General features: G+C 54.2%; 22 protein-coding genes, 2 tRNA genes and 1 pseudogene. 18 read left to right on the top strand and 7 right to left on the bottom strand.

Features of this window, described 5'->3' with window-relative positions; all coding sequences use genetic code 11:
* The first annotated feature begins 365 nt into the window (after positions 1–365).
* The 3 genes from ACZRKO_RS09195 (at position 366) to ACZRKO_RS09205 (ending at position 1,823) form a co-directional block, all read left to right on the top strand.
* Complete coding sequence (locus ACZRKO_RS09195) at positions 366–590, top strand: DUF2594 family protein (protein WP_463736890.1); 225 nt, start codon at positions 366–368, stop codon at positions 588–590.
* Positions 591–763: 173 nt separating this feature from the next.
* The gene (locus tag ACZRKO_RS09200) at positions 764–934 is read left to right on the top strand and encodes a hypothetical protein (protein WP_463736891.1); all 171 of its coding nucleotides are present in this window, start codon (positions 764–766) and stop codon (positions 932–934) included.
* A gap of 100 nt (positions 935–1,034) precedes the next feature.
* The gene (locus tag ACZRKO_RS09205) at positions 1,035–1,823 is read left to right on the top strand and encodes an AraC family transcriptional regulator (RefSeq protein WP_463736892.1); all 789 of its coding nucleotides are present in this window, start codon (positions 1,035–1,037) and stop codon (positions 1,821–1,823) included.
* Here the strand turns inward: ACZRKO_RS09205 and leuA are convergent.
* Complete coding sequence (gene leuA / locus ACZRKO_RS09210) at positions 1,808–3,475, bottom strand: 2-isopropylmalate synthase (protein WP_463736893.1); 1,668 nt, start codon at positions 3,473–3,475, stop codon at positions 1,808–1,810. The two genes, ACZRKO_RS09205 and leuA, sit on opposite strands and share 16 nt — an antisense overlap.
* Positions 3,476–3,654: 179 nt before the next feature.
* Complete coding sequence (gene iraP, locus ACZRKO_RS09215; protein ID WP_463736894.1) at positions 3,655–3,942, bottom strand: anti-adapter protein IraP; 288 nt, start codon at positions 3,940–3,942, stop codon at positions 3,655–3,657.
* 215 nt (positions 3,943–4,157) lie between these two features.
* On the opposite strand from iraP, the gene ACZRKO_RS09220 reads away from it, so the two are divergent.
* Both ACZRKO_RS09220 and fabV read left to right on the top strand, forming a co-directional pair.
* On the top strand, positions 4,158–4,361 hold the full coding sequence (locus tag ACZRKO_RS09220) for a hypothetical protein (RefSeq protein ID WP_463736895.1): 204 nt from the start codon (positions 4,158–4,160) through the stop codon (positions 4,359–4,361).
* A 56-nt stretch (positions 4,362–4,417) separates the two neighbouring features.
* Positions 4,418–5,617 (top strand): enoyl-ACP reductase FabV, encoded by a 1,200-nt coding sequence (gene fabV, locus ACZRKO_RS09225; RefSeq protein ID WP_463736896.1) that lies wholly within the window; start codon positions 4,418–4,420, stop codon positions 5,615–5,617.
* Between the two features lie 232 nt (positions 5,618–5,849).
* Here the strand turns inward: fabV and ACZRKO_RS09230 are convergent.
* Positions 5,850–5,925: transfer RNA gene (locus ACZRKO_RS09230), tRNA-Lys, on the bottom strand.
* A gap of 360 nt (positions 5,926–6,285) precedes the next feature.
* Here ACZRKO_RS09230 and cycA point away from each other — a divergent pair.
* Positions 6,286–7,686, top strand: a complete 1,401-nt coding sequence (cycA, locus tag ACZRKO_RS09235) for a D-serine/D-alanine/glycine transporter (RefSeq protein WP_463736897.1) — start codon at positions 6,286–6,288, stop codon at positions 7,684–7,686.
* Between the two features lie 61 nt (positions 7,687–7,747).
* Here cycA and ACZRKO_RS09240 read toward each other — a convergent pair whose 3' ends face one another.
* Entirely contained in the window at positions 7,748–8,737 is a 990-nt protein-coding gene (locus ACZRKO_RS09240; protein ID WP_463736898.1) for a metal-dependent hydrolase, read from the bottom strand.
* A complete protein-coding gene (gene rutR, locus ACZRKO_RS09245) occupies positions 8,737–9,396 on the bottom strand; it encodes an HTH-type transcriptional regulator RutR (protein WP_463736899.1) in 660 nt (219 codons plus the stop codon). Before rutR ends, ACZRKO_RS09240 begins: the two co-directional genes overlap by 1 nt.
* Positions 9,397–9,792: 396 nt before the next feature.
* On the opposite strand from rutR, the gene rutA reads away from it, so the two are divergent.
* From rutA to ACZRKO_RS09280, 7 genes are all read left to right on the top strand, one after another.
* Complete coding sequence (gene rutA, locus ACZRKO_RS09250) at positions 9,793–10,893, top strand: pyrimidine utilization protein A (protein ID WP_463736900.1); 1,101 nt, start codon at positions 9,793–9,795, stop codon at positions 10,891–10,893.
* Positions 10,893–11,666 (top strand): pyrimidine utilization protein B, encoded by a 774-nt coding sequence (rutB, locus tag ACZRKO_RS09255; protein ID WP_463736901.1) that lies wholly within the window; start codon positions 10,893–10,895, stop codon positions 11,664–11,666. Before rutA ends, rutB begins: the two co-directional genes overlap by 1 nt.
* A gap of 22 nt (positions 11,667–11,688) precedes the next feature.
* On the top strand, positions 11,689–12,078 hold the full coding sequence (gene rutC / locus ACZRKO_RS09260; protein WP_463736902.1) for a pyrimidine utilization protein C: 390 nt from the start codon (positions 11,689–11,691) through the stop codon (positions 12,076–12,078).
* 9 nt (positions 12,079–12,087) lie between these two features.
* Complete coding sequence (gene rutD / locus ACZRKO_RS09265) at positions 12,088–12,915, top strand: pyrimidine utilization protein D (protein WP_463736903.1); 828 nt, start codon at positions 12,088–12,090, stop codon at positions 12,913–12,915.
* Complete coding sequence (rutF, locus tag ACZRKO_RS09270; RefSeq protein WP_463736904.1) at positions 12,900–13,445, top strand: NADH-dependent FMN reductase RutF; 546 nt, start codon at positions 12,900–12,902, stop codon at positions 13,443–13,445. The genes rutD and rutF overlap by 16 nt, the downstream gene beginning before the upstream one ends.
* A gap of 46 nt (positions 13,446–13,491) precedes the next feature.
* On the top strand, positions 13,492–14,820 hold the full coding sequence (gene rutG, locus ACZRKO_RS09275; RefSeq protein ID WP_463736905.1) for a pyrimidine utilization transport protein G: 1,329 nt from the start codon (positions 13,492–13,494) through the stop codon (positions 14,818–14,820).
* 254 nt (positions 14,821–15,074) lie between these two features.
* Positions 15,075–15,150: transfer RNA gene (locus tag ACZRKO_RS09280), tRNA-Asn, on the top strand.
* Positions 15,151–15,245: 95 nt separating this feature from the next.
* On the opposite strand, the pseudogene ACZRKO_RS09285 reads toward ACZRKO_RS09280, so the two are convergent.
* Positions 15,246–15,361 (bottom strand): annotated as a pseudogene (locus tag ACZRKO_RS09285) (transcriptional regulator); the annotation flags it as partial.
* 20 nt (positions 15,362–15,381) lie between these two features.
* Complete coding sequence (locus ACZRKO_RS09290) at positions 15,382–16,266, bottom strand: LysR family transcriptional regulator (RefSeq protein WP_463736906.1); 885 nt, start codon at positions 16,264–16,266, stop codon at positions 15,382–15,384.
* A 124-nt stretch (positions 16,267–16,390) separates the two neighbouring features.
* On the opposite strand from ACZRKO_RS09290, the gene ACZRKO_RS09295 reads away from it, so the two are divergent.
* From ACZRKO_RS09295 to ACZRKO_RS09315, 5 genes are all read left to right on the top strand, one after another.
* A complete protein-coding gene (locus ACZRKO_RS09295; protein ID WP_463737517.1) occupies positions 16,391–17,581 on the top strand; it encodes a serine hydrolase domain-containing protein in 1,191 nt (396 codons plus the stop codon).
* The gene (locus ACZRKO_RS09300) at positions 17,578–18,756 is read left to right on the top strand and encodes an MFS transporter (RefSeq protein ID WP_463736907.1); all 1,179 of its coding nucleotides are present in this window, start codon (positions 17,578–17,580) and stop codon (positions 18,754–18,756) included. Before ACZRKO_RS09295 ends, ACZRKO_RS09300 begins: the two co-directional genes overlap by 4 nt.
* A gap of 414 nt (positions 18,757–19,170) precedes the next feature.
* The gene (locus ACZRKO_RS09305) at positions 19,171–20,136 is read left to right on the top strand and encodes a D-2-hydroxyacid dehydrogenase family protein (protein WP_463736908.1); all 966 of its coding nucleotides are present in this window, start codon (positions 19,171–19,173) and stop codon (positions 20,134–20,136) included.
* Between the two features lie 101 nt (positions 20,137–20,237).
* Positions 20,238–20,867, top strand: a complete 630-nt coding sequence (locus ACZRKO_RS09310; RefSeq protein WP_463736909.1) for a response regulator — start codon at positions 20,238–20,240, stop codon at positions 20,865–20,867.
* Positions 20,868–20,870: 3 nt separating this feature from the next.
* Positions 20,871–22,400 (top strand): MASE1 domain-containing sensor histidine kinase, encoded by a 1,530-nt coding sequence (locus ACZRKO_RS09315; protein ID WP_463736910.1) that lies wholly within the window; start codon positions 20,871–20,873, stop codon positions 22,398–22,400.
* The last annotated feature ends 71 nt before the right edge of the window (positions 22,401–22,471 follow it).

Raw genomic sequence — 22,471 nt, forward strand, 5'->3', positions numbered from 1 at the left:
AAACCCGGTTTTTCCACACTTTCCGAGATTGATTACATTCAGTTAATAGTCTGCTAAATAAACGTCTGAGCGGGCTGTACATATATCTATTATATTAAATACTTTATTGTTCGCACGCCAAAAACCGTCGATTTAAAATGAATAAAACGCCCGGATAACGTGAAATATTCTCAATTCTGCTTTGATGTTTAGTATCCTGCACCATCAGCTTAAAGGTTAACCCGTTCATTTAGCTCACTGAATGAATCGCTGTGCTACACGAAGTGACGAATGATTGTGTTAGAATACGGCCACTTTGTTTCTGGCTTTCAGAAAAAGCCAGAAAATCCTTATATTGATGAGCTGTGAACAGCTTTGGAGTCCACATGAGTAACTGCGATTTTACCACTGAAGCCAATGTCGAAACGCTGGCAACGGAAGTGGCCTGTCTTAAAGCCACCCTGACCCTGATGTTGAAAGCGATCGGCCAGGCCGATGCTGGCAAGGTCATGCTGAATATGGAAAAATTTGCCGCTCAGATGGAAGATGAAAAACAGGCTGAAATTTTCAGAAACTCCCTGCAGCAGATCAAATTCGCCTACCGCCAGTAATTTACTCCCCGTTTTGCAGGTCCGCCTCAGTGTGGGCCTGACATTTCAAATGCGCACTTCCTGCACTCCATTACGACACAGCCAGACCTGTGACTCCGTTTCTGCTAAAATCAAACCTCCACTTTCTCCACCAGACTTTTATTGCGGTAAAAGTTCTCAAAAAGGAAAAGATGATGAGCGACAACAACAGTGACAATAAAACGAAAGCTGATGAAGTACATATCAGCGACGGCCTGGCAAAACTGCATGAAGTGGCCGAACTGATGACCGAAGAAGAGTTGCAGCAAAAAGCGGAAGAAGCCAAACAAGCCGTGGTAGATGCAAAAAATAATCCCCACAAATAACTCTGTTCATCATTCGTGCTCACTGGCTGTCTGGATACAGGCAGCCCATGTAAAATAACCGTCGTTTTTCCTGTAACGCTCCGTCCGGAAATCTCACCTGATGCACACATCCCCTCTTGTCCCTTTTCAGTCGGTCGCCACAATTTCCATTGAATATCAGCATGGTGAATTTGAGCCCCTGCACAGCCACCGCTGTTCACAGCTGATTCATACGCTCAGTGGCGTGGTGGAGGTGAGTACCTCATTGGGTGTCTGGATGGTACCACCGGGGCGCGGTGTGTGGTTGCCAGCTGACGTCGAACACAGCCTGCGGTTTATCGGCGGCGTTCAGGCCAGAACACTCTACGTTGATCCGCTGGCCCGAGCCGATTTATCTTCGCAATGTCAGGTAGTGCAGATTTCACCGTTACTTTGCCAGCTGATTTTTGCCTCACTGGCAATACCCGCTGACTATCCCAGCGGCGGACGTGATGAGCGTGTCATGGAATTGCTGCTGGATGAACTGCGGCTTTTACCTGTCCTGCCCCTGCATCTGCCCGAACCGAAAGATAGCCAGTTGCTGGAGATTTGCCAGCAAATCCGCCAAACCTTGTCATCGCACTGGGAGCTTGAGGAGGTTGCCAGCCAGCTCAATATCAGCGGACGCACGTTATCGCGGCGTTTCCAGCGCGAAACGGGACTGCGTTTCAGTGATTGGGTCAGACGGGCAAAATTGCTGGTGGGGTTACAGGCACTGGCGACGGGGAAAACGGTGCTGGATGTCGCACTGGAGCTGGGCTATGACAGCCCCAGCGCCTTTAGTGCGATGTTTAAACGTGCGCTGGGCGTCTCACCCAGCGACTATTTCTCTCTTGAGCTTCCTCTCCCGCCGATTCACACCAAAAACTGAGAGACGGCATTAAAGAGTGCCTGCAGTGAGGCACTGGAAACATCACTGTCGATACCCACGCCGTAACGTGTTTCACCCTGCTTGCGCTGACAACTCACATAAGCGACGGCGCGGCTGTGACTCTGATGCCCCAATGTATGTTCATGATAATCGCCAATTTCAAACTGGACATCAAAATGGCGGCTAAGCGCATCGACGGCGCCAGAGAGCAAACCATTCCCCGTGCCGGTTAACACGTGTTCCTGCCCCTGATAGTTTACCCGCGCACTGAAGTGACAGGCATTATGCGCATCGCTGCGGATGTCATATCCCAGCAGTTTCACTAAGGGTTGTTCCACCAGTCCGTAACGCTGACGGAACAGGCGCCATACATCACTGGTACTCATTTCCTTACCCGTGGTGTCTGTCTCACGCTGTACAGCTTTACTGAAGTCAATCTGTAAACCGCGCGGCAATTTCAGGCCGTGATTTTGCTCAAGCAGCCAGGCGGCACCGCTTTTTCCTGACTGGCTGTTAACGCGGATCACCGCCTCGTAGCTGCAACCAACATCAGCAGGGTCAAGCGGCAAATAAGGCACTTGCCAGTGGGCAACGCCACGGCTGTTTTGCGCGGCAAACCCTTTCTTGATAGCATCCTGATGCGAGCCGGAAAATGCGGTGAAAACCAGTTCACCGGCATAAGGATGGCGCGGATGCACTGGCAGCTGATTACACTGTTCCACCACCTCGACAACTCCCTGCAAATTGCTGAAATCCAGCCCCGGCGCGATACCCTGGGTATATAAATTCAGCGCCAGCGTCACCAGATCCACATTACCGGTACGCTCGCCGTTGCCAAACAGACAGCCTTCAACGCGGTCAGCCCCGGCCAGCATCGCCAGTTCGGCACAGGCTACGCCGGTTCCCCGGTCGTTATGCGGATGCACGCTAATAGACACCTGTTGACGGCGGCTGAAATGACGGCAGAACCACTCAATCTGATCGGCATAAATATTTGGCGTACTGACTTCAACGGTGGCGGGCAAGTTAATGATCATCGGGCGCTGGGCGTCAGGCTGCCAGATATCCGCCACTGCCTCACAAATTTCCAGAGCGAAATCCAGTTCGGTAAAACAAAACGTTTCCGGGGAATATTCGAACGTCCACTGCGTCTGCGGGTTCTGTTCACACAACTGGCGGATCTGTTTGGCGCCGCGCACAGCCAATTCTCGGGTTGCAGCCCGGTCCTGATTAAACACTACGTCGCGGAAAATAGGTGCGGTGGCGTTGTACAGATGCACGATGGCGCGGGGAGCGTCTTTTAACGCTTCAAATGTGCGCTCAATCAAATCGGGCCGGGAAGGCGTCAGAACCTGAATATATACGTCATCGGGAATGACGTTTTCTTCAATCAGGCCACGGACAAAATCAAAATCGGTTTGCGAAGCCGAGGGGAACGCCACTTCGATCTGTTTAAAACCGCAACGCAGAAGCAGGTCAAAAAACAGCCGCTTGCGCTCGTTGTCCATCGGCTCAGCCAGCGCCTGATTTCCGTCACGAAGATCGCTTGAACACCACTGCGGCACCTTGTTTAACACCTTGCCGGGCCATTGGCGATCGGGCAAGTTGACGGGCGGAAACGGGAGATATTTCTGCGAAGGGTCGGCTAACATGGTAATTCTCCATTCAACGCTGCTGACCTCATGCCGCAGCCTGAAAAGAGTATGGCGTAATCGACGAAACGGTGCGCCTTGCTAACTGACATCCACCCGCGCGTAACGGACAAACTGTCGAAAAAGGGAGGATAAAGTGAGAAATAATAGGGCTATAGAGGACCTATAGCCCGCAGGAATTACTCTTCTTCTGCTTGCTCAGCGACAAAACGGGTCACTTTCAGCAGGCGGTCAAACTGGGCCAGGATCATCTCTACATCAGATTGTAAGATATCCTGCGAGGACTGGGCCGCAGCCAATACCGCATTATGAATATTTTCGGACAGGTTATCCGTCGCATCTTTGCCCGCCGAAAGTACCAGCGCAGCGATTAACAGAGATTGTGCTTCAACCTGAGCAACCAGCTCTTTGGACTCCACCTCAACCTTTGACAATTTGATCAGCACATCGATCATCAGATTCTTCATTTACATACCCCTGGTTAACTCTGCGAAACTGAAAATAGCACTGATTGTTTGGGCGCGGTAGCCATAACCGTCACACCCTGATGATATAGGCCAGAGCGCCCAGGGCTGCCAGAACTTGCCGACAAAAGCCTCAACTGCGCCACCCAACAAGTCAACCTATGCTAAGTTGAAGAGATACCGGCGGCCAACCGCGCAGTACCGTCAGGGGAGGAAGCATGATTTTCCAGAAAGGCAGCATCGTGAAGCACCAATCTGGCGAGATAAAAGGTGTTATTACCAATATCTTTGAATCTCGGTCAGGCGACGTATCCTATTACATCTCGTGGGGAGACGGCACCATCAGTCTGCACCGCGAAAGCGAAATTCGCTGGGCAAGTGTAGACGCACCTCTGGAGATTAAAAATTTCTACGAGAAATAAGTGTCAATATTAAGTAATATTACCTTCCTTATATAAGCAACCAAGATAAGCCATTCATGATCATCAAACCTAAAATTCGCGGTTTTATCTGTACGACCACTCACCCGGTAGGCTGTGAAGCCAACGTTCGTGAGCAAATTGCCTACGTGAAAGCGCAGGGCAAACTTAAAGACGGGCCAAAACGCGTCCTGGTCATCGGTGCCTCTACGGGTTATGGGCTTGCCTCAAGAATTAATGCCGCTTTCGGTGCAGATGCTGCCACCATTGGTGTGTTTTTCGAAAAGCCGGGTAGCGAAGCCAAAACCGGTTCCGCCGGCTGGTACAACGCCGCCGCTTTCGACAAAGCAGCCAAAGAAGAAGGTCTGTATTCCAAAAGCGTGAACGGCGATGCATTCTCCAACGAATGCCGTGACACCGTCATCAACCTGATCAAACAAGATCTGGGCCAGATTGACCTGGTGGTTTACTCACTGGCGTCCCCAGTCCGTAAAATGCCGGATACCGGTGAACTGGTCCGTTCTGCGCTGAAACCAATCGGCGAACCGTACCAATCCACTGCGCTGGACACCAACAAAGACAAACTGGTTTCTGCCGTGGTTGAACCTGCCAACGAGCAGGAAATCGCCGACACCATCAAAGTGATGGGCGGCCAGGATTGGGAACTGTGGATGGATGCCCTCGCTGACGCGGGCGTGCTGGCGGATAACGCCAAATCTGTCGCCTACTCCTACATTGGTACCGAACTGACCTGGCCGATTTACTGGCACGGTACGCTCGGCAAAGCCAAAGAAGACTTAGATCGCGCAGCACACGCAATCGACAGCAAACTGAAAGCCAAAGGCGGTTCAGCCAACGTTGCGGTACTGAAATCTGTGGTGACTCAGGCTTCTGCTGCGATCCCGGTTATGCCACTGTATATCTCCATCGTGTTTAAAATCATGAAAGAGCAAGGTATTCATGAAGGCTGTATCGAGCAGGTTCAGCGTCTTTTCGCGACCAAACTGTACAGCGGCCAGACGCCGGAAACCGATGACCAAAACCGCCTGCGTCTTGACGACTGGGAACTGCGTGAAAACGTGCAGAAAACCTGCGGCGAAATCTGGGCCCAGATCAATGATGACAACATCTATGAACTGACCGATTACAAAAGCTATAAAGAAGAGTTCCTTCGCCTCTTCGGTTTTGGCCTGAAAGGCGTAGATTACGACGCCGATGTCAGCGCGGAAGTGAATTTCGAGGTTATCGAATTAGTCTAAGCGTTAATTTGCCGCTGATTTATTAATCTTAAAAGCCTGCTTAATAGCAGGCTTTTTTATTGTGTTGTGAAGAAGAAATAAGACGAATTTATCCGCAGGAAATAAGTTGTAATAAATAACTTATCCGCAAGGTAATGAATAATACAGCAAGATAGAAAAATTATTACATGACACGAATCTGGCGCAGGGAGAAAACGAGAGGCACTATCGGGAAGCTAACACATTGATTTGTTGGTGGGTCGTGGCGGGTTCGAACCGCCGACCAATTGATTAAGAGTCAACTGCTCTACCGACTGAGCTAACGACCCAACGCGACGAATTATTCTCTTCCGCTGGTCATATGTCAAACATTCCGCCGACCTTTTGCACTCATTCTCAGGCATTACTGTGATTATTGTCACAACGAAAAGCGGTATTATTCCCCGTACTCGCACCGCTCATCGTTTAATTAACACTCAGTCATCAATTCTGTAAAAAATAGTATACGTTTTCCTCTTTCTTAATTTTCATACCGGTTATAATAAGTGAGTTTTTAACATTAGTATTACGTTACTTTCCCGACCAAACGGGGAAACACGGACAAAGAAGAGCCATTCAGAGCTCAAAAACCATAAAAAAAGCGACAGGACGTATCGTGTCGCCGGACAGAAAACAGGAATAAACACGACATGCAAGAAGAGACAAAAATCCTCACAAAGCCGCAGGAGGAAGGCGCAGAAAACCTGCGGCGCAACCTCAGCAACCGCCACATCCAGCTGATCGCTATCGGCGGCGCAATTGGTACTGGCCTGTTTATGGGCTCAGGGAAAACGATCAGTCTGGCCGGCCCTTCCATCATCTTCGTCTATATGATCATCGGCTTTATGCTGTTTTTCGTGATGCGCGCGATGGGCGAACTGCTGCTCTCTAACCTCGAATACAAATCCTTCAGCGACTTTGCTGCAGACCTGCTGGGCCCATGGGCGGGCTATTTTACTGGCTGGACCTACTGGTTCTGCTGGGTGGTTACCGGCATCGCCGACGTGGTGGCTATCACCGCCTATGCTCAGTTCTGGTTCCCTGGGCTATCACAGTGGATTGCCTCCCTGCTCTGCGTTGTGGTGCTGCTGAGCCTGAATCTCGCCACGGTAAAAATGTTTGGTGAGATGGAGTTCTGGTTCGCGATGATCAAAATCGTCGCTATCGTGGGGCTGATCATTGCCGGGCTGGTGATGGTACTGACACATTTTCAGACGCCAACCGGCTCAGTCGCCGCCTTCAGCAATCTGTGGAATGACGGCGGGTTCTTCCCCAAAGGCGTCAGCGGATTCTTCGCGGGTTTCCAGATAGCCGTCTTCGCCTTTGTTGGGATTGAGCTGGTCGGTACGACCGCCGCTGAGACCAAAGACCCTCTGAAATCCCTGCCGCGCGCCATCAATGCGATCCCGCTGCGCATCATCATGTTCTACGTCTTCTCGCTGATCGTCATTATGTCAGTCACCCCGTGGAGCTCCGTAGTACCTGATAAAAGTCCGTTCGTGGAACTGTTCGTGATTGCCGGGCTGCCCGCAGCGGCCAGCATCATTAACTTTGTGGTGCTGACATCTGCTGCATCGTCGGCCAACAGCGGCGTATTTTCCACCAGCCGTATGCTATTTGGTCTGGCGCAGGAAGGTAATGCGCCGAAGGCGTTTGGCAAATTGTCCTCACGCGCGGTGCCGTCAAACGGGCTGACTTTCTCCTGCATCTGCCTGTTGGGTGGCGTGGTGCTGATTTATCTTATCCCTAACGTGATGACCGTCTTTACGCTGGTGACCACGGTGTCGGCAATCCTGTTCATGTTCGTGTGGACCATCATTCTTTGCTCGTATCTGGTCTACCGCCGCCAGCGCCCGCAACTGCATGAAGCCTCAATCTACAAAATGCCGCTCGGTAAGCTGATGTGCTGGGTCTGCATGGCTTTCTTCGTCTTCGTGCTGGTTCTGCTGACCTTGCAAGATGACACCCGACAGGCGCTGATCGTTACACCGCTGTGGTTTGTGATTCTCGGCATCGGCTACTGGCTGCGCACCAGAAAACGTCTAGCGTGAAGTAAACAACTAAAACTAAAAAGGAGCCAAATGGCTCCTTTTTAGTTTGGCGACTCTGTCCCTACTCCACCTTCAGTGCCTGCCGGAACTGTTCGAATAACTTACTGGCAGAAGGTCTGACTGCGGCGACCTGCGTAGGCAACGCGTTCGGGGTGTTCTGGCTCAAGTCTCCCAGATTAAACACAAAGGTGTAATCAGGTTGCTGGCCCATGCGTAAATCACTGACCAAAATGTTATTTCCCTGCTGCTTCACGCTGAAAAAACCTTGGCTGAACCAGGCGACACGTGCCAGGAACGGATTATCTTTATAGGTTTCATACAGCGCGGCACCACGCGGATAGAAAGAGAAACGGATCGGTGAGTCGGGATGCAGCAGCGAGGTAAACCCTTCGCCATAGCTGTCTTTGGTCATCACCACCACGCGCCACACCAGCGAATTTAGCGGCGTTGGCGTCACCAGCACCTGTGTACTCTCGATGTGCTGTCGCTCAAGCTCTTCACCGACATGCAGCGTCACCTGATGCTGCTCCACCACCGTACACGCCAGATACAGACAACTCACGCCCAGCAGCAAATTATTCCAGAAGACTCCGCGGTGGTTTTGCCGGTACAGCGCAATACCAAGGCCCACAATCAGCGGCAGCGTATAAAGCGGGTCAACAATAAAGATACTGCCGACGGCAAACGGGAAATGCGTAAACGGGATGCCAAGCTGGGTACCGTAGACAGTCATCATATCCAGCAGCGGATGGGTGATCAGCGCCAGCCATACGGCCAGCCACCAGTGGCGGAAATGCGCCCCGGCGCTGAACAGTTTTGCCATCAGCCAGGCAATCAGCGGGGAACCCAGCGTCAGATAGAGTAGTGCGTGCGTCTCAGTGCGATGCAGCGTCATATTGCTGATGGCATCACCGTGATCGTAAAACACATCGAGATCGGGTAACGTCCCGCACACCGCACCGGCTAAGGCGGCTTTCCATACTGATGTGCGCTTGCCCATTACCGCGACGCCTACCGCCGCCCCCAGAACCAGTTGCGAAACCGAATCCATTATTGCTCCTGCCCACGAAGTTGAATACCGCCGGTGATAATGCGCTGAACGTTAGCCACGGTTTGTTCGAAAAAGAGGGGATCATTCAGGGTTTTCCCGGTGATGGCTTCGACCTGAACCCCAAAATCTGCGTAATGTTGCGTGGTCGCCCACAGCATAAAAATCAAATGCAAAGGCTCAACCGGGGCAATCAGACCCGCTTTTATCCAGCCGAGGATCACCTCGGATTTTTCTTCAACCAGCGTTTTCAGGCTTCCGCCCAGTTCCTGCTTAAGCAGAGGCGCTCCCTGCAACATCTCCAGACAGAACAATCTCGAGGCCTGCGGATGGTCACGCGATACGCAGAGTTTCAGACGCACGTACTCGCCGATGGCTTCCAGCGGATGCTGCTCCGCGCGCAGCGCTTTGAGCGGTGCCAGCCAGACGTCGAGCAGCCCCTTTAGCACGGCGACATACAGATCTTCTTTCGACGGGAAGTAGTAGAGCAAATTGGTTTTCGACACGTCGGCGCGTTCGGCGACCTGATCCAGGCTGGTGCCGTGTATGCCATAGAGAGAGAAAAACTCCAGCGCCGCCGCCATGATGGTGCTGCGCTTGGCGGCAACCGCTCTTGAACGCCGCGTCGGCGCTTTATCCTGATGTTCTGCCTCGCGCTTCACAGTCTCTCCGGTGAGATTCCAGGCCAAAGCCAAAGCATAACAAATGCCTATGATCTCGACTATCGCGATTCACTGACGTGATGCCTCCCGCAAGGGCTGTTAACTCTTTATGGTTATATTTTTAACAATTTCGCACCAATTTTGCTCAGGCGTGCCTGTTTTGCGTGCAATTATTTTTGACCAAATGGTCCGAAACAGACCAGTTGTTCTGTTCAAATACCTCTGACAGCTTTAACTCAATGATAAATATCATCATATTAAAACTGGCATCCGCTTTGCAGAGAGATCCCGGTCAGTCAATTTCCGCCCGGTGCAATTCGGAACCCGCAGGACGCACTCAAGCCGCGCAGAGATTTTCGCAAGCCCTTGTTTATGTTATTGAGATTGAGGTGAGCTATGAAAATCGGAGTCTTTATTCCTATCGGCAACAACGGTTGGTTGATTTCTGAAACCGCACCGCAGTACCAGCCGACCTTTGAACTAAACAAAAACATCGTGCAGCGGGCCGAGCACTATCATTTCGACTTCGCGCTGTCGATGATCAAACTGCGTGGCTTCGGCGGCAAGACTGAGTTCTGGGAACATAATATGGAGTCGTTCACATTGATGGCGGGCCTTGCCGCTGTGACCTCCCGCATTCAGCTCTACGCCACTGCTGCCACGCTGGTAATGCCACCGGCCATCGTCGCCCGCATGGCGGCGACAATCGACTCCATCTCCAACGGCCGTTTTGGCGTCAACGTCGTCACCGGCTGGCAGAAACCTGAATATGAGCAGATGGGCATGTGGCCGGGTGATGACTATTTCAGCCGCCGCTACGACTATCTCACCGAATATGTCACCGTACTGCGCGACCTGTGGGGGACCGGCCACTGTACCCTCGACGGCGAGTTTTTCAAAATGGATGACTGCCGTGTCAGCCCGCGCCCGCAGGCCGAGATGAAAGTGATCTGCGCCGGACAGAGCGATGCAGGCATGGCATTCTCCGCCAAACATGCCGATTTCAACTTCTGCTTCGGTAAAGGCGTCAACACCCCAACGGCCTTTGCACCGACCGCCGCTCGCATGAAAATTGCCGCTGACGCCGAACAGCGCGACGTCGCCTCCTACGTACTGTTTATGATCATCGCCGACGATACCGACGTCGCCGCCCGCGCCAAATGGGAGCTGTATAAATCCGGCGCTGATGCCGATGCGCTGGCGTGGCTCACCGACCAGAGCAGCAAAGACACCAAATCCGGTAGCGACACCAACGTGCGCCAGATGGCAGACCCAACCTCTGCGGTCAATATCAACATGGGCACCCTGGTTGGATCTTTTGCCAACGTGGCCAGAATGCTCGATGACATCGCCACCGTGCCGGGCACTGAAGGTATTTTGCTGACCTTTGATGACTTCGTGAATGGCATAGAAAACTTCGGCCAATACATTCAGCCATTGATGAAAACCCGCCAAAACCTGCTGACCGAAACCGCAATTCATAAAGAGGTGGCTTAATGACTATTTTTGAAAAACCTAAGGCCGTTGAGAATCCAACGGTTGTCCGCCGCGAGACCAAAAACAGCGGTGATGAAACTGTGCTGGCAGCCCGGCCGGAAGCCATCGCCTTCCCCCCACAGCAAACGGCGCTGATTGTAGTCGACATGCAAAACGCCTATGCCTCCAAAGGCGGCTATCTGGATCTGGCGGGTTTCGACGTTTCGACCACCGGCCCTGTGATCAAAAACATTCAGCGGGCTATTGCGGCGGCGCGCTCTGCGGGCATCAAAATCATTTTCTTCCAGAATGGGTGGGACAATCAGTACGTGGAAGCCGGTGGCGAAGGCTCTCCCAATTTCCACAAATCCAATGCGCTGAAAACCATGCGAAAACGCCCCGAGCTGATGGGAAAACTGCTGGCAAAAGGCGACTGGGATTACAACCTCGTGGACGATCTTCAGCCGCAACCTGGTGACATTGTGCTGCCGAAACCGCGCTACAGCGGCTTCTTTAATACCCAACTCGACAGCCTGCTGCGCAGCTACGGTATTCATCATCTGGTATTTACCGGCATTGCCACCAATGTCTGCGTGGAATCCACCCTGCGCGACGGCTTCTTCCTCGAATATTTTGGCGTAGTTCTGGAAGATGCTACCCACCAGGCAGGCCCCGATTTTGCGCAGAAAGCCGCAATTTACAACATCGAGACCTTCTTCGGCTGGGTGTCCGATGTGAACAGCTTCTGCCATGCGCTCAGTTACGACACCCAACCGTTAAGCCAGACGGCCTGACCTTTCACTAAGGAAAATCACTATGCCTAAAAGCGCGATTATTCCGGCTGGCAGCGGGGTTCCGCTGGCCCCGTTTGTTCCCGGCACGCTGGCCGATGGCGTGGTTTACGTCTCAGGCACCCTGCCTTTTGACAAAGAAAACAACGTCGTACATCCGGGTGATGCCGCTGCGCAAACCCGCCATGTGCTGGAGATCATCAAAAGTGTGATCGAAACCGCAGGTGGCAACATGAGTGATGTCACCATGAACTCAATTTTCATCACCGACTGGGCGAACTATGCGGCAGTAAATCAGGTGTATGCACAATACTTCCCCGGTGAAAAACCGGCGCGGTTCTGTATTCAGTGCGGACTGGTGAAACCCGGGGCGCTGATTGAAATTGCGTCGATTGCGCATATCGGAAAGCCGTGAGGTAACGCGATGTATTACAGGGTGTCAGGTAAAAATAACGCGGAGGCTGAAACCGTCGTGCTGTCCTCCGGGCTCGGCGGCGTCCATGGCTTCTGGCAACCACAGATGGCGATGCTGAACGCACATTTTCGCGTGGTGATCTATGACCAGCACGGCACCGGCGGCAGTCATGGCAACGTCCCTGCGGGTTACCGCATAGAAGACATGGCGGACGAACTGGCCGGGATGCTCAGCAGTCTGGACATCAGCCGCTGTCATCTGGTCGGGCACGCGCTTGGCGGCATTATCGGCCTGCATCTTGCAAGGCGTTACCCGTCCCTATTGCAAAGTCTGGTGGTCATTAACGGCTGGGCGCAGCTCGACAGCCAGACCCGCCGCTGCTTCGACGTTCGGCAGAATCTGCTGCTCAACAGTGGCGTGGATGCCTACGTACAGGCGCAGCCGCTGTTTCTTTATCCGGCTGACTGGCTGTCTGAAAACGACGTGTTATTGCAGGAAGAGCATAAGCATCAGGTGGCGCATTTTCAGGGGATGGAAAATCTGTTGCACCGCCTGCAAGCACTGATGTCTTCAGACCTAAGCAACACACTCAACGAGATCGTCACGCCGACGCTGGCGCTCAGTTGCAAAGATGACCTGCTGGTACCGTGGCACTGTTCGCCCACGTTGGCTGACGGGCTACCCAACGGTGAACATCAGCAGATGAATTACGGCGGTCATGCCATGAGCGTGACCGCCAGCGAAACCTTTAACCCGATATTACTGAAGTGGCTGCGGGTGCATAAATGCGAACCTTCAGAACAGATATCTACGGAGAGCCCATGGCTGAAACATTAACCGACAACGTACTGGCGACCCCGCTGACTCGTGAAATTATCCCGGTGGAGAAACAGGATTTCCGCGATGCGATGTCGCGCCTGGGATCGGCGGTCAACATCATCACCACCGACGGTCCGGCAGGCCGCGCTGGTTTCACCGCCTCGGCGGTGTGCAGCGTAACCGACTCTCCCCCCACGCTGCTGGTGTGCCTCAACCGTTCGGCGTCTGTCTATGCGGCGTTCAAAGAAAACCAGGTGCTATGCGTCAATACACTGGCCGACAGCCATGAATCCCTGTCAAATTTATTCGGCGGAAAAACCTCGATGGCGCAGCGTTTTGACGCAGCCGAGTGGTCATCGCTGGCAACGGGTTCGCCAACCTTAAGCGGCGCAGTGGTGTCGTTTGACTGCAAAATCACGCAGTTCACCAGCGTCGGCACGCACGATATTTTGTTCTGTGAAGCCGTTGCATTAGTACGCAATGACGAGAGCCACGGACTGGCGTATTTCGACCGGCGCTATCACCCGCTGATACGTCAGAGCACCTGATAAAGCATTTGTTACTCAATTTTCCCCTCACACTCCGGAGCACACGATGGCGAATTCCTGGTTTCCACAATGGCGTAAACGGCAGGGCAATCTGGATGGCGCTATTGTCGCGCCGGATGAACGGCTGCCGCTGGGACAGACGATAATCATGGGCTTGCAGCACACGGTGGCCATGTTTGGGGCAACGGTACTGATGCCGCTTCTAATGGGATTTGACGCCAATATCGCGATCCTGATGTCCGGTATCGGCACCCTGCTGTTCTTTGTGATCGTCGGCGGACGGGTACCGAGTTATCTCGGTTCCAGCGCGGCATTTGTCGGGCTGGTCATTGCCATTACCGGCTACAGCGGACACGGCCCCAACCCGAATATTGCGCTGGCTCTTGGCGGCATCATCGCCTGCGGGGCGGTGTATATGCTGATTGGCTTTATCGTCATGGCCGTCGGCACCCGCTGGATTGAAAAACTGATGCCACCCGTGGTGACCGGCGCGGTGGTCATGGCTATCGGCCTGAATCTGGCCCCGATCGCCGTGCACGGCGTCTCCGGCTCCTCTTTCGACAGCTGGATGGCTGTCGTCACCGTGTTGTGTATTGGCAGCGTGGCGGTCTTCACCCGCGGACTGGTACAAAAACTGTTACTGCTGCTCGGACTGATTGCCGCCTATCTGATTTATGTGGTGATCACTAACGGCCTGGGGCTAGGCACCCCGGTCGATTTCAGCGTCATTTCGCAGGCCACCTGGATAGGTTTGCCGACGATCACTACGCCGGTCTTCAACACCCACGCCATGTTGCTGATTGCCCCCGTGGCAGTGATTCTGGTGGCAGAGAACCTGGGCCACATAAAAGCCGTGGCGGGGATGACAGGTAAAAACCTTGATCCGTACATCGGGCGGGCGTTTGTCGGCGACGGTCTGGCAACCATGCTTTCCGCCTCCGTTGGCGGCAACGGCATGACCACCTACGCCGAAAACATCGGCGTCATGGCCGTCACCAAAATCTACTCGACGCTGATTTTTGTCGCCGCCGGTCTGGTTGCCATTGTATTGGGCTTCTCTCCCAAGTTTGGTGCACTGATCCACACCATTCCCGGCCCGGTGCTGGGCGGCGCGTCCATTGTCGTGTTCGGTTTGATTGCCGTCGCCGGCGCACGAATCTGGGTACAAAATAAGGTAGATTTAAACCAGAACGGTAACCTGATTATGGTCGCGGTTACGCTGGTGCTGGGCGCAGGCAACTTCTCGCTGACCGTCGGCGGCTTCACCATGGGCGGCATCGGCACAGCCACCTTTGGCGCGATTCTGCTGCATGCACTGTTGAAAAATCGCCGTATTAACGAAACTGGCACAGAAGCTGCATTAAAAGATCACTGACGACCTCAGTTTCTCCTTAGCTCATCAAATTTGATGATCGCCAGCGGTTATCCGGTCCACCCGTCCGGTTTAGCCGCTGGTTTTTTTCTTTTAAATCCATCGAATTCCAAAAAAACATAATGGCAGCAAATATTCTTATCCCCATGCGAGAAAAATCAACAACCTGGCGAAAGTCTCAGCAAACGGACACTATTTTTGTCTAACCCTTTGACATGCCCACGGCCACTCGCTATTATTCGCCCCGTTCCAACGATTCCTCTGTAGTTCAGTCGGTAGAACGGCGGACTGTTAATCCGTATGTCACTGGTTCGAGTCCAGTCAGAGGAGCCATATTAGAAAATCCCGCTTAAGGAAACTTAAGCGGGATTTTTGCTTTGTATCGCCGTTGGAAAGCAGCCACTGCCCCTACCCGTCGTAAGAAATGAGACAGTGAATCCATAATGGGAACCGTCTGGCAACTCGATATCAAGGCGTAGTTTACCGCCTGTCGCCTCAACGTAACGTTTAAGCGACGAAGCTTGAGATCGCGTCCGGGCTTCTTTTGCTGTTTAGTTTTCGAGACTACACGTCGAAGCGGAACATATTGGCACTCAGAAAATCAATAAATACCCGCAGCTTTGGCGTCATGTAGCGGTCGGACGGCCAGACAACATGCAGGCTGACTGTTCGGTGAACGTAGTCATCCAGCACGGTTTGCAGGCTGCCAGCCTGAAGAAGTTCGCGGATGGAAAAGTCAGGCAGGCAGGCGATCCCAAGCCCCTTAAGACCAAAGCAGACGCGGGTTTCGATGTTATTACACACCATGGAAACAGGTATATCGCTGTCCGTGCAGGCGTTCAGTGGCCAGCTTTCCAGCTTGCCGCTGGAGGGGAAGCGGTAATGCATACACCGGTGCATGGCCAACTCTTCCGGATGCTGAGGTTGCCCGTAACGACGGAAGTAGTCGGGTGAACCCACCAGCAGCATCTGAAATTCGCCCAGTTTTTTCGCCGCCAGTCGCGAGTCAGTCAGTTCGCCGGTGCGCACGACGGCATCAAAGCCCTCCTCCACCACGTCGACCATCCGGTCGGTAAAGTCCAGATCCAACTCGATATCCGGATACTGTTGAATGAAGTCCCCCAACACCGGCAAAACCAGTGAACTGACCAGCGGCAGACTCACCCGCAACCGCCCCCGCGGGATCTCTTTGATCTGTGAAAACTCCACTTCAGCCGCTTCAAGTTCATTGAGAATTCGGCGGCTGCGCTCAAGAAACATCATGCCCTCAGCGGTCAACGTAATGCTGCGGGTACTGCGATGAAACAACCTCACGCGCAGCCGCGCTTCCAGCCGGGCAATATTCTTACCAACGGCCGAGGCTGAAATCCCAAGCAGACGGCCAGCCAGAACAAAACTGCGGCTTTCCGCCACCTGTACAAACACGGTCAGACTGCTGAGGTTTTCCATTCACTTCCCCATTACGGACGTTTTTGTCCGCATACAAGAGAAATTTACCCTACTTTTTCCGCATTCAGTAGTTATCTATTGTGGCGATCTCCTTTTTTAAACAGCAGGAATCACCATGTCACTCATGTTATCGCCCGCTCAGCTACATGCAGAAAGTCTTAATATTCAACCACAACAGATAGATGCCGTGATTGATCAAGCCATCAGCGATCATCGTCTGGTGGGTGCTGTGGTCATGGTTTCCCATCAGAGCAGGCTTCTCTATGTTCGCGCGGCCGGAATGGCTAACAGGGAAGCGGGAACGCCAATGGCAACTGATACATTGTTTCGCCTCGCATCAGTCAGTAAGCCGATTGTGACAACGGCTGCAATGGCGCTGGTAGCACAGGGGAAACTGGCGCTTGATGATGACATACGCCGCTGGCTGCCGGACTTTACTCCCCGCATGAGCGATGGCCGCTGCCCGCTCATTACATTGCGCCACCTTCTCAGCCATACCGCCGGGCTGAGCTACCGTTTTCTGGAAGAGGAGGATAATGGCCCTTATGCGCTAGCCGGGATCTCTGACGGTATGGACAACAGCACGATTTCCCTGGAAGAAAACCTGCGCCGGCTGGCGGGCGCTCCGCTACTTTACGCGCCGGGCACCTCTTGGAATTACTCGCTGGCCATTGATGTGATCGGGGCCATCATCGGACGAGTCTGTCAGCAGCCTCTGGCCGCAGCGCTGGCCACGCTGGTGACGGTTCCCTTGCAAATGAATGACACTGCGTTTTTCACTCACGATGCGGCCCGCCTGAGTCAGGCTTATGTCAGCGACAGGCCGGTTCCCCATCGGTTACAGGAAGGGGAAACCGTCCCGGCCTTTGAAGGAACCGTCGGCATTCCCTACTCCCCCCGCAGAGCCTTAGATCCTCAGGCCTTTGCGTCTGGCGGAGCCGGAATGGTGGGAAGCGCCGGTGACCTGATGCGCCTGCTGGAAGCACTGCGTCAAGGTGGCGCGCCACTGTTTGCAGCCGAAACTGTGGCGCAAATGGGCCGCGACCAGACGGATGGGAGAGATATCCCGCAGCTTCCCGGTTGCGGTTTTGGGCTGGGATTCTCTGTGTTGCGTGACCCGCAGGCCATCTCCTCGCCGGAATCACCGGGGACATGGCGCTGGGGCGGTGCGTACGGTCACTCATGGTTTGTCGATCCGGCGCAGGAACTAAGCGTAGTGGCATTCACCAACACGCTGTATGAAGGGATGTCCGGGGGCTTCGTCACCGACCTGCGCGACGCGGTCTACGGCGTTTCACCGGGAGTTACACAATGAAAGCGACCCTGCCCATTTCAGGATTATTGGCGCTGGCTATGACCGGGTTTATTGCCATCATGACCGAAACATTGCCCGCCGGGTTATTGCCACAAATCAGCCTCGGTCTGAACATTTCGCCATCACTGGCCGGGCAGTTTGTCACGGCATATGCCTTCGGTTCGCTGCTGGCCGCCATCCCGTTAACTGCCCTGACCCGCAGTTGGCGGCGGCGTCAGGCGCTGATGACCGCCCTTATCGGCTTTCTGGCCTTTAATACACTTACCTCCCTTTCCTCAAATCTGATGGTGATTATGGTGGCCCGTTTTATGGCCGGCGCGGCAGCCGGTCTGGCCTGGGGGCTACTCGCAGGCTATGCGCGGCGTATGGTTCCCGCACATTTACAGGGCCGGGCCATGGCGGTCGCCATGATGGGCGCACCGGTTGCGCTGGCGATTGGCGTACCGCTTGGCACCTGGCTCGGTGGCATGGTCAGCTGGCAGACCGTGTTCGGTACTATCTCAGTACTAACCCTTTTGCTGACCGGTTGGGTGATGCTGCAGGTGCCCGATTTTCCGGGGCAGCTTGCACAGGACAGCCAGCCGGTTGGCAAAGTATTGACGACGCCCGGCGTCCGGCCAATCCTGTTTGTCATCGTGGTCTGGGTCTTCGCACACAACACTCTCTACACCTATATTGCGCCACTGCTCGGTCCGGCAGGCCTGACAGATCAGGTCGATAAAGTTCTGCTGGTATTCGGTCTGAGCGCGCTCGGCGGTATCTGGATGGTGGGCGCAGTAGTGGATGGCTGGCTGCGCCGGGCCGTGCTGCTGAGCTTGACCGGTTTCGCACTGGCGGTCTGCGCGTGGGGGGTGTATGGCAGCTCTCCTTGGGTTGTGTATGCCAGCGTTATTCTGTGGGGCATCACCTTCGGCGGCGCTCCGGCCCTGCTGCAAACTGCCTCAGCGGACGCAACCGGAGCTGATGCCGATATCGCCCAGTCGATGATTGTGGTGGCGTGGAATCTTGCCATCGCGGGCGGGGGTATCACCGGCGGCCTGTTGCTGGAACATGTCGGCATTAGTGCATTTCCGTGGGCTGCGCTGGCGCTGCTTCTTGCCGGTTTAGTCACCGCATGGAAAGCCAGCACCTACGGGTTTAAATCCGGTGCACGGGGTGTTTACAAAACAGGTTAATTTGTTTACGTAACTAATTAATTTTACTTTCTAAAAAGAGAGATACCGCACCATTTCTCTGCCGGCTGGCTGATAATATTTAAGGCTCATCCATTAGTTTCCATAACGTAATGGCAGCATTATTCAGCTTACTTAAAGGGAGTTTTAGGTGAACAAGATCCTGTCTTTAGTGCCGTTAGTGATGGTGATGTGCTCGACGTTTCAAGTGTTTGCTGCATGCCAGCAGGATGACGAGCAACTCCCTGACGGAATGAACTCTGCCGGCTCACATCCCGTTGGCCAGTAGTTTTCCGGTAGTCTCTGGTTATCGTTAAAAGCCGTTCTGATCATTCAGAGCGGCTTTTTTTGCTTTATACAATGCCGGTGCTATAACCCAGTCTTGAGCTCATACTTTCTTTGCAATAAGGAACGCCCATGTCCGCCAGGATCCGCTGTGCCATTCTTGATGATTACCAAAATGTCGCGTTGTCTTTCGCCGACTGGTCGCCGCTCGAAGCGCGCTTAGAAACTCAGGTTTTCAACGAACATATTGCTGATGAAACGGAGCTCGCCGCCGCCATCAGTGAGGCTGAAATCGTGGTTATCATGCGCGAACGCACACCCTTTACCGCGTCACTGTTTGCCCGCCTGCCGAAACTCAAACTGCTGATCACCTCTGGTATGCGCAATGCCTCCGTGGATATAGCTGCCGCCAAAGCGCACGGCGTAACGGTTTGCGGTACAGGCAGCGGCGGCAGTGCGCCGGTGGAGATGACCTGGGCGCTGATCCTCGGGCTGGCACGGCATCTGGTGGAAGAGAACAATGCGCTGCGCCAGAACGGTCCGTGGCAGAGCACGGTCGGGTTTGGTTTAAGTGGCAAACGCCTCGGCCTTATCGGGCTTGGGAAAATCGGTCAGAAGATGGCGGTGGTCGCCCAAGCCTTTGGTATGCACGTGGTCGCGTGGAGCCAGAACCTGACCGCTGAACGTGCAGCGGAGTGCGGCGTGGATTTTGCCGCCAGCAAGGAGGCGCTGCTCGCCACCAGCGATGTGGTGTCGGTGCATCTGGTACTGAGCGAGCGTACACGGGGGCTGCTCGATGCCGCCGATCTGGCATTAATGAAACACTCCGCATTGCTCATTAATACCTCGCGCGCGGCGATTATCGATCAGCCCGCACTCATCAACGCCCTTGAAGCCAGAAAAATCGGCGGCGCGGCTCTGGATGTCTTTGACGCTGAACCGCTGCCCGCAGACCATCCGTTACGTACCCTGCCCAACGTACTGGCGACGCCGCATCTGGGTTACGTCGCCGACGGCAACTATCACACCTATTTCACCGAAACCGTGGAAGACATTGAAGCCTGGCTGGCCGGAAAACCGGTACGAGTGTTGAGTTAACTCAAATTCCGTTATCTGTCCTGCATTTCCGTAGCTGATAGTTGCCATCCACAACTATTCATGACCATTATGCGAACTCCATTTACATTCAGTTACGCCTAATGATTAACGTTGCTTTGATTGATGACCACGTGGTGGTGCGCTCCGGCTTTGCTCAGTTGCTCGGGCTTGAGCAGGACATGCAGATTGTCGGCCAGTATGCCTCGGCGGCCAACGCCTGGTCGTCGCTGCTGAAAATGAACATTGACGTGGCCGTAATGGATATCGCCATGCCGGACGAAAGCGGGCTCAGCCTGCTGGCACGTCTGCGGCAACAACGCCCGCATTTTCGCGCCATTATTCTGAGTATTTATGACACCACGGCGTTCGTGCAGAGCGCGCTCGACGCCGGTGCCGGTGGCTATCTCACCAAGCGCTGCGGCCCGGAAGAGCTGGTGCAGGCGGTGCGCACGGTGCATGCCGGTGGCCGCTATCTCTGTTCTGATGCCCTGCTGGCCCTGCGCCAGAGCCAGCAAACACCCAAAGCCTTACAGTCGCTCACCCCGCGTGAGCGCGAAATCTTTGACCTGCTGGTTAACGGCCTGAGTGTCAAAGCTATCGCCGGACAACTGGCGCTAAGCCATAAAACCGTTCACGTCCACCGCGCTAATATCCTCGGCAAACTCCAATGTGACACCACCATCGAACTGGTGCATTTCGCTATTCAGCATCATCTGCTCGCGGGAAGTTAGCCTGTGCGGAAAATAGGGCTGACGTTATTTCTGGCGATGTTCTACAGCCTGTGCTGGCTGGCGCTGTGGTTGATCAGTTTTTACCTCACGCAAAACGGCCAGCAAGCCATGTTGCTGCTGCCGCAGGGTTTGCGCCTCGCGCTGATGACGCTGCTTTCGCGTCGCTACTGGCCGGCGATGCTGGTGTCCGAAATGGGCATCGGCGTCTGGCTGCACAGCGAACAGTTGCAGACACACTGGATTATCCTGCTTTCCCCGCTGCTGAGCCTCATCCCCGCCGCGCTGGTACAGCACTTCTGGCGGCGGTTTACGCTCTACTGGCAGCGCCTGCTGTTGCTGCTCAGCGCGGTGGCGGGCAACAGCCTGTTGCAGATGGCGATACCGGGTCTGTGGCTGAGTTCGCCGCTGAGCCAGACCTTGCTGGCCTCCTTCACCGGCGGGGTTTTACTGACGCCGTTTATTTATCTGATTTACGAATATCTTAAACAGCAGCATCTGCAAAACTTGCTCGCGCAGGAGATCCCCGACCCGCCGCTGCGCACCTCTTTGCTGATCTGGTGTTCGCTGTTTTTCGCCCTCGCCGTCTGTCTGCAAATGAGCCTCGCACCCGAAGTCGAGCGGTTGCTGATCATTCTGGTCTTCCTGCCCAACGTCGTCATGGCTTACGCCTTTGGCTGGCAGGGCGGCGTACTGGCAGCGGTGCTGGGCAGCCTGATGATCACGGTTACACGCCAGATGAGCGGCGCATTTCACGACTTACTCGAACTGGAACTTTTCCTCTCCACGCAGGCGTTGCTGGGTATTGGCCTTGGGATCGCCATCAGCCGCCAGCAGCAGTTGGCGTCACACCTCAACCGCTACCGTCTGCAACTGGAGCAGGAGCTGCTTACCCGACGCCAGTTGACCGAACGGTTGGTGCATACGGAAGAGGCCGTACGCAAAGAGATTGCCCGAGAACTGCATGATGAGATCGGCCAGAACATCACCGCCATTCAGATTCAGGCGATGCTGGTCGACCGCACTCCGCACGGCCCGGCGACGCACATTGCGGCAAAGCAAATTGGCGAACTCTCTCAGCGCATTCACCACACCACGCGGCAACTGTTACGCCAGCTGCGCCCACCGGTGCTGGATGAAATGGCCCTCGACAAAGCCCTGCACCATCTGGCCGGTGAATTTGCTTTCGCCTCGCAGGGTATCGACTTTCAGCTCGACTACCGTCTCCCAGCCGTGCCCACTGACGACACGCTGATTTTCACGCTCTACCGGCTGGTGCAGGAATTGCTCAATAACATTAATAAACACGCCAGCGCCACAAGGGTGCGCGTCAGCCTGACGCAGCAGCGACAGATGCTAGTACTCGACGTCAGCGACAACGGGATCGGTTTTAATCAGCCGGTCAAAGAGGGCTTTGGTCTGCGCGGTATTGAGGAGCGGGTACGTGCACTGGGTGGCGAATGGCTGCTCGAACAGCATCAGGGCACGCGCATAATTGTTAAGTTGCCCACAGATTTGCAAAGAACACCGCCCTGACTAGGACTAATTCCTAGTCATCTAAAACCTTGTCTCATCCCCTGAAAAAAACACCCGCCTACACTCGCCCT

It is taken from the genome of Ewingella sp. C233 (assembly GCF_055407225.1).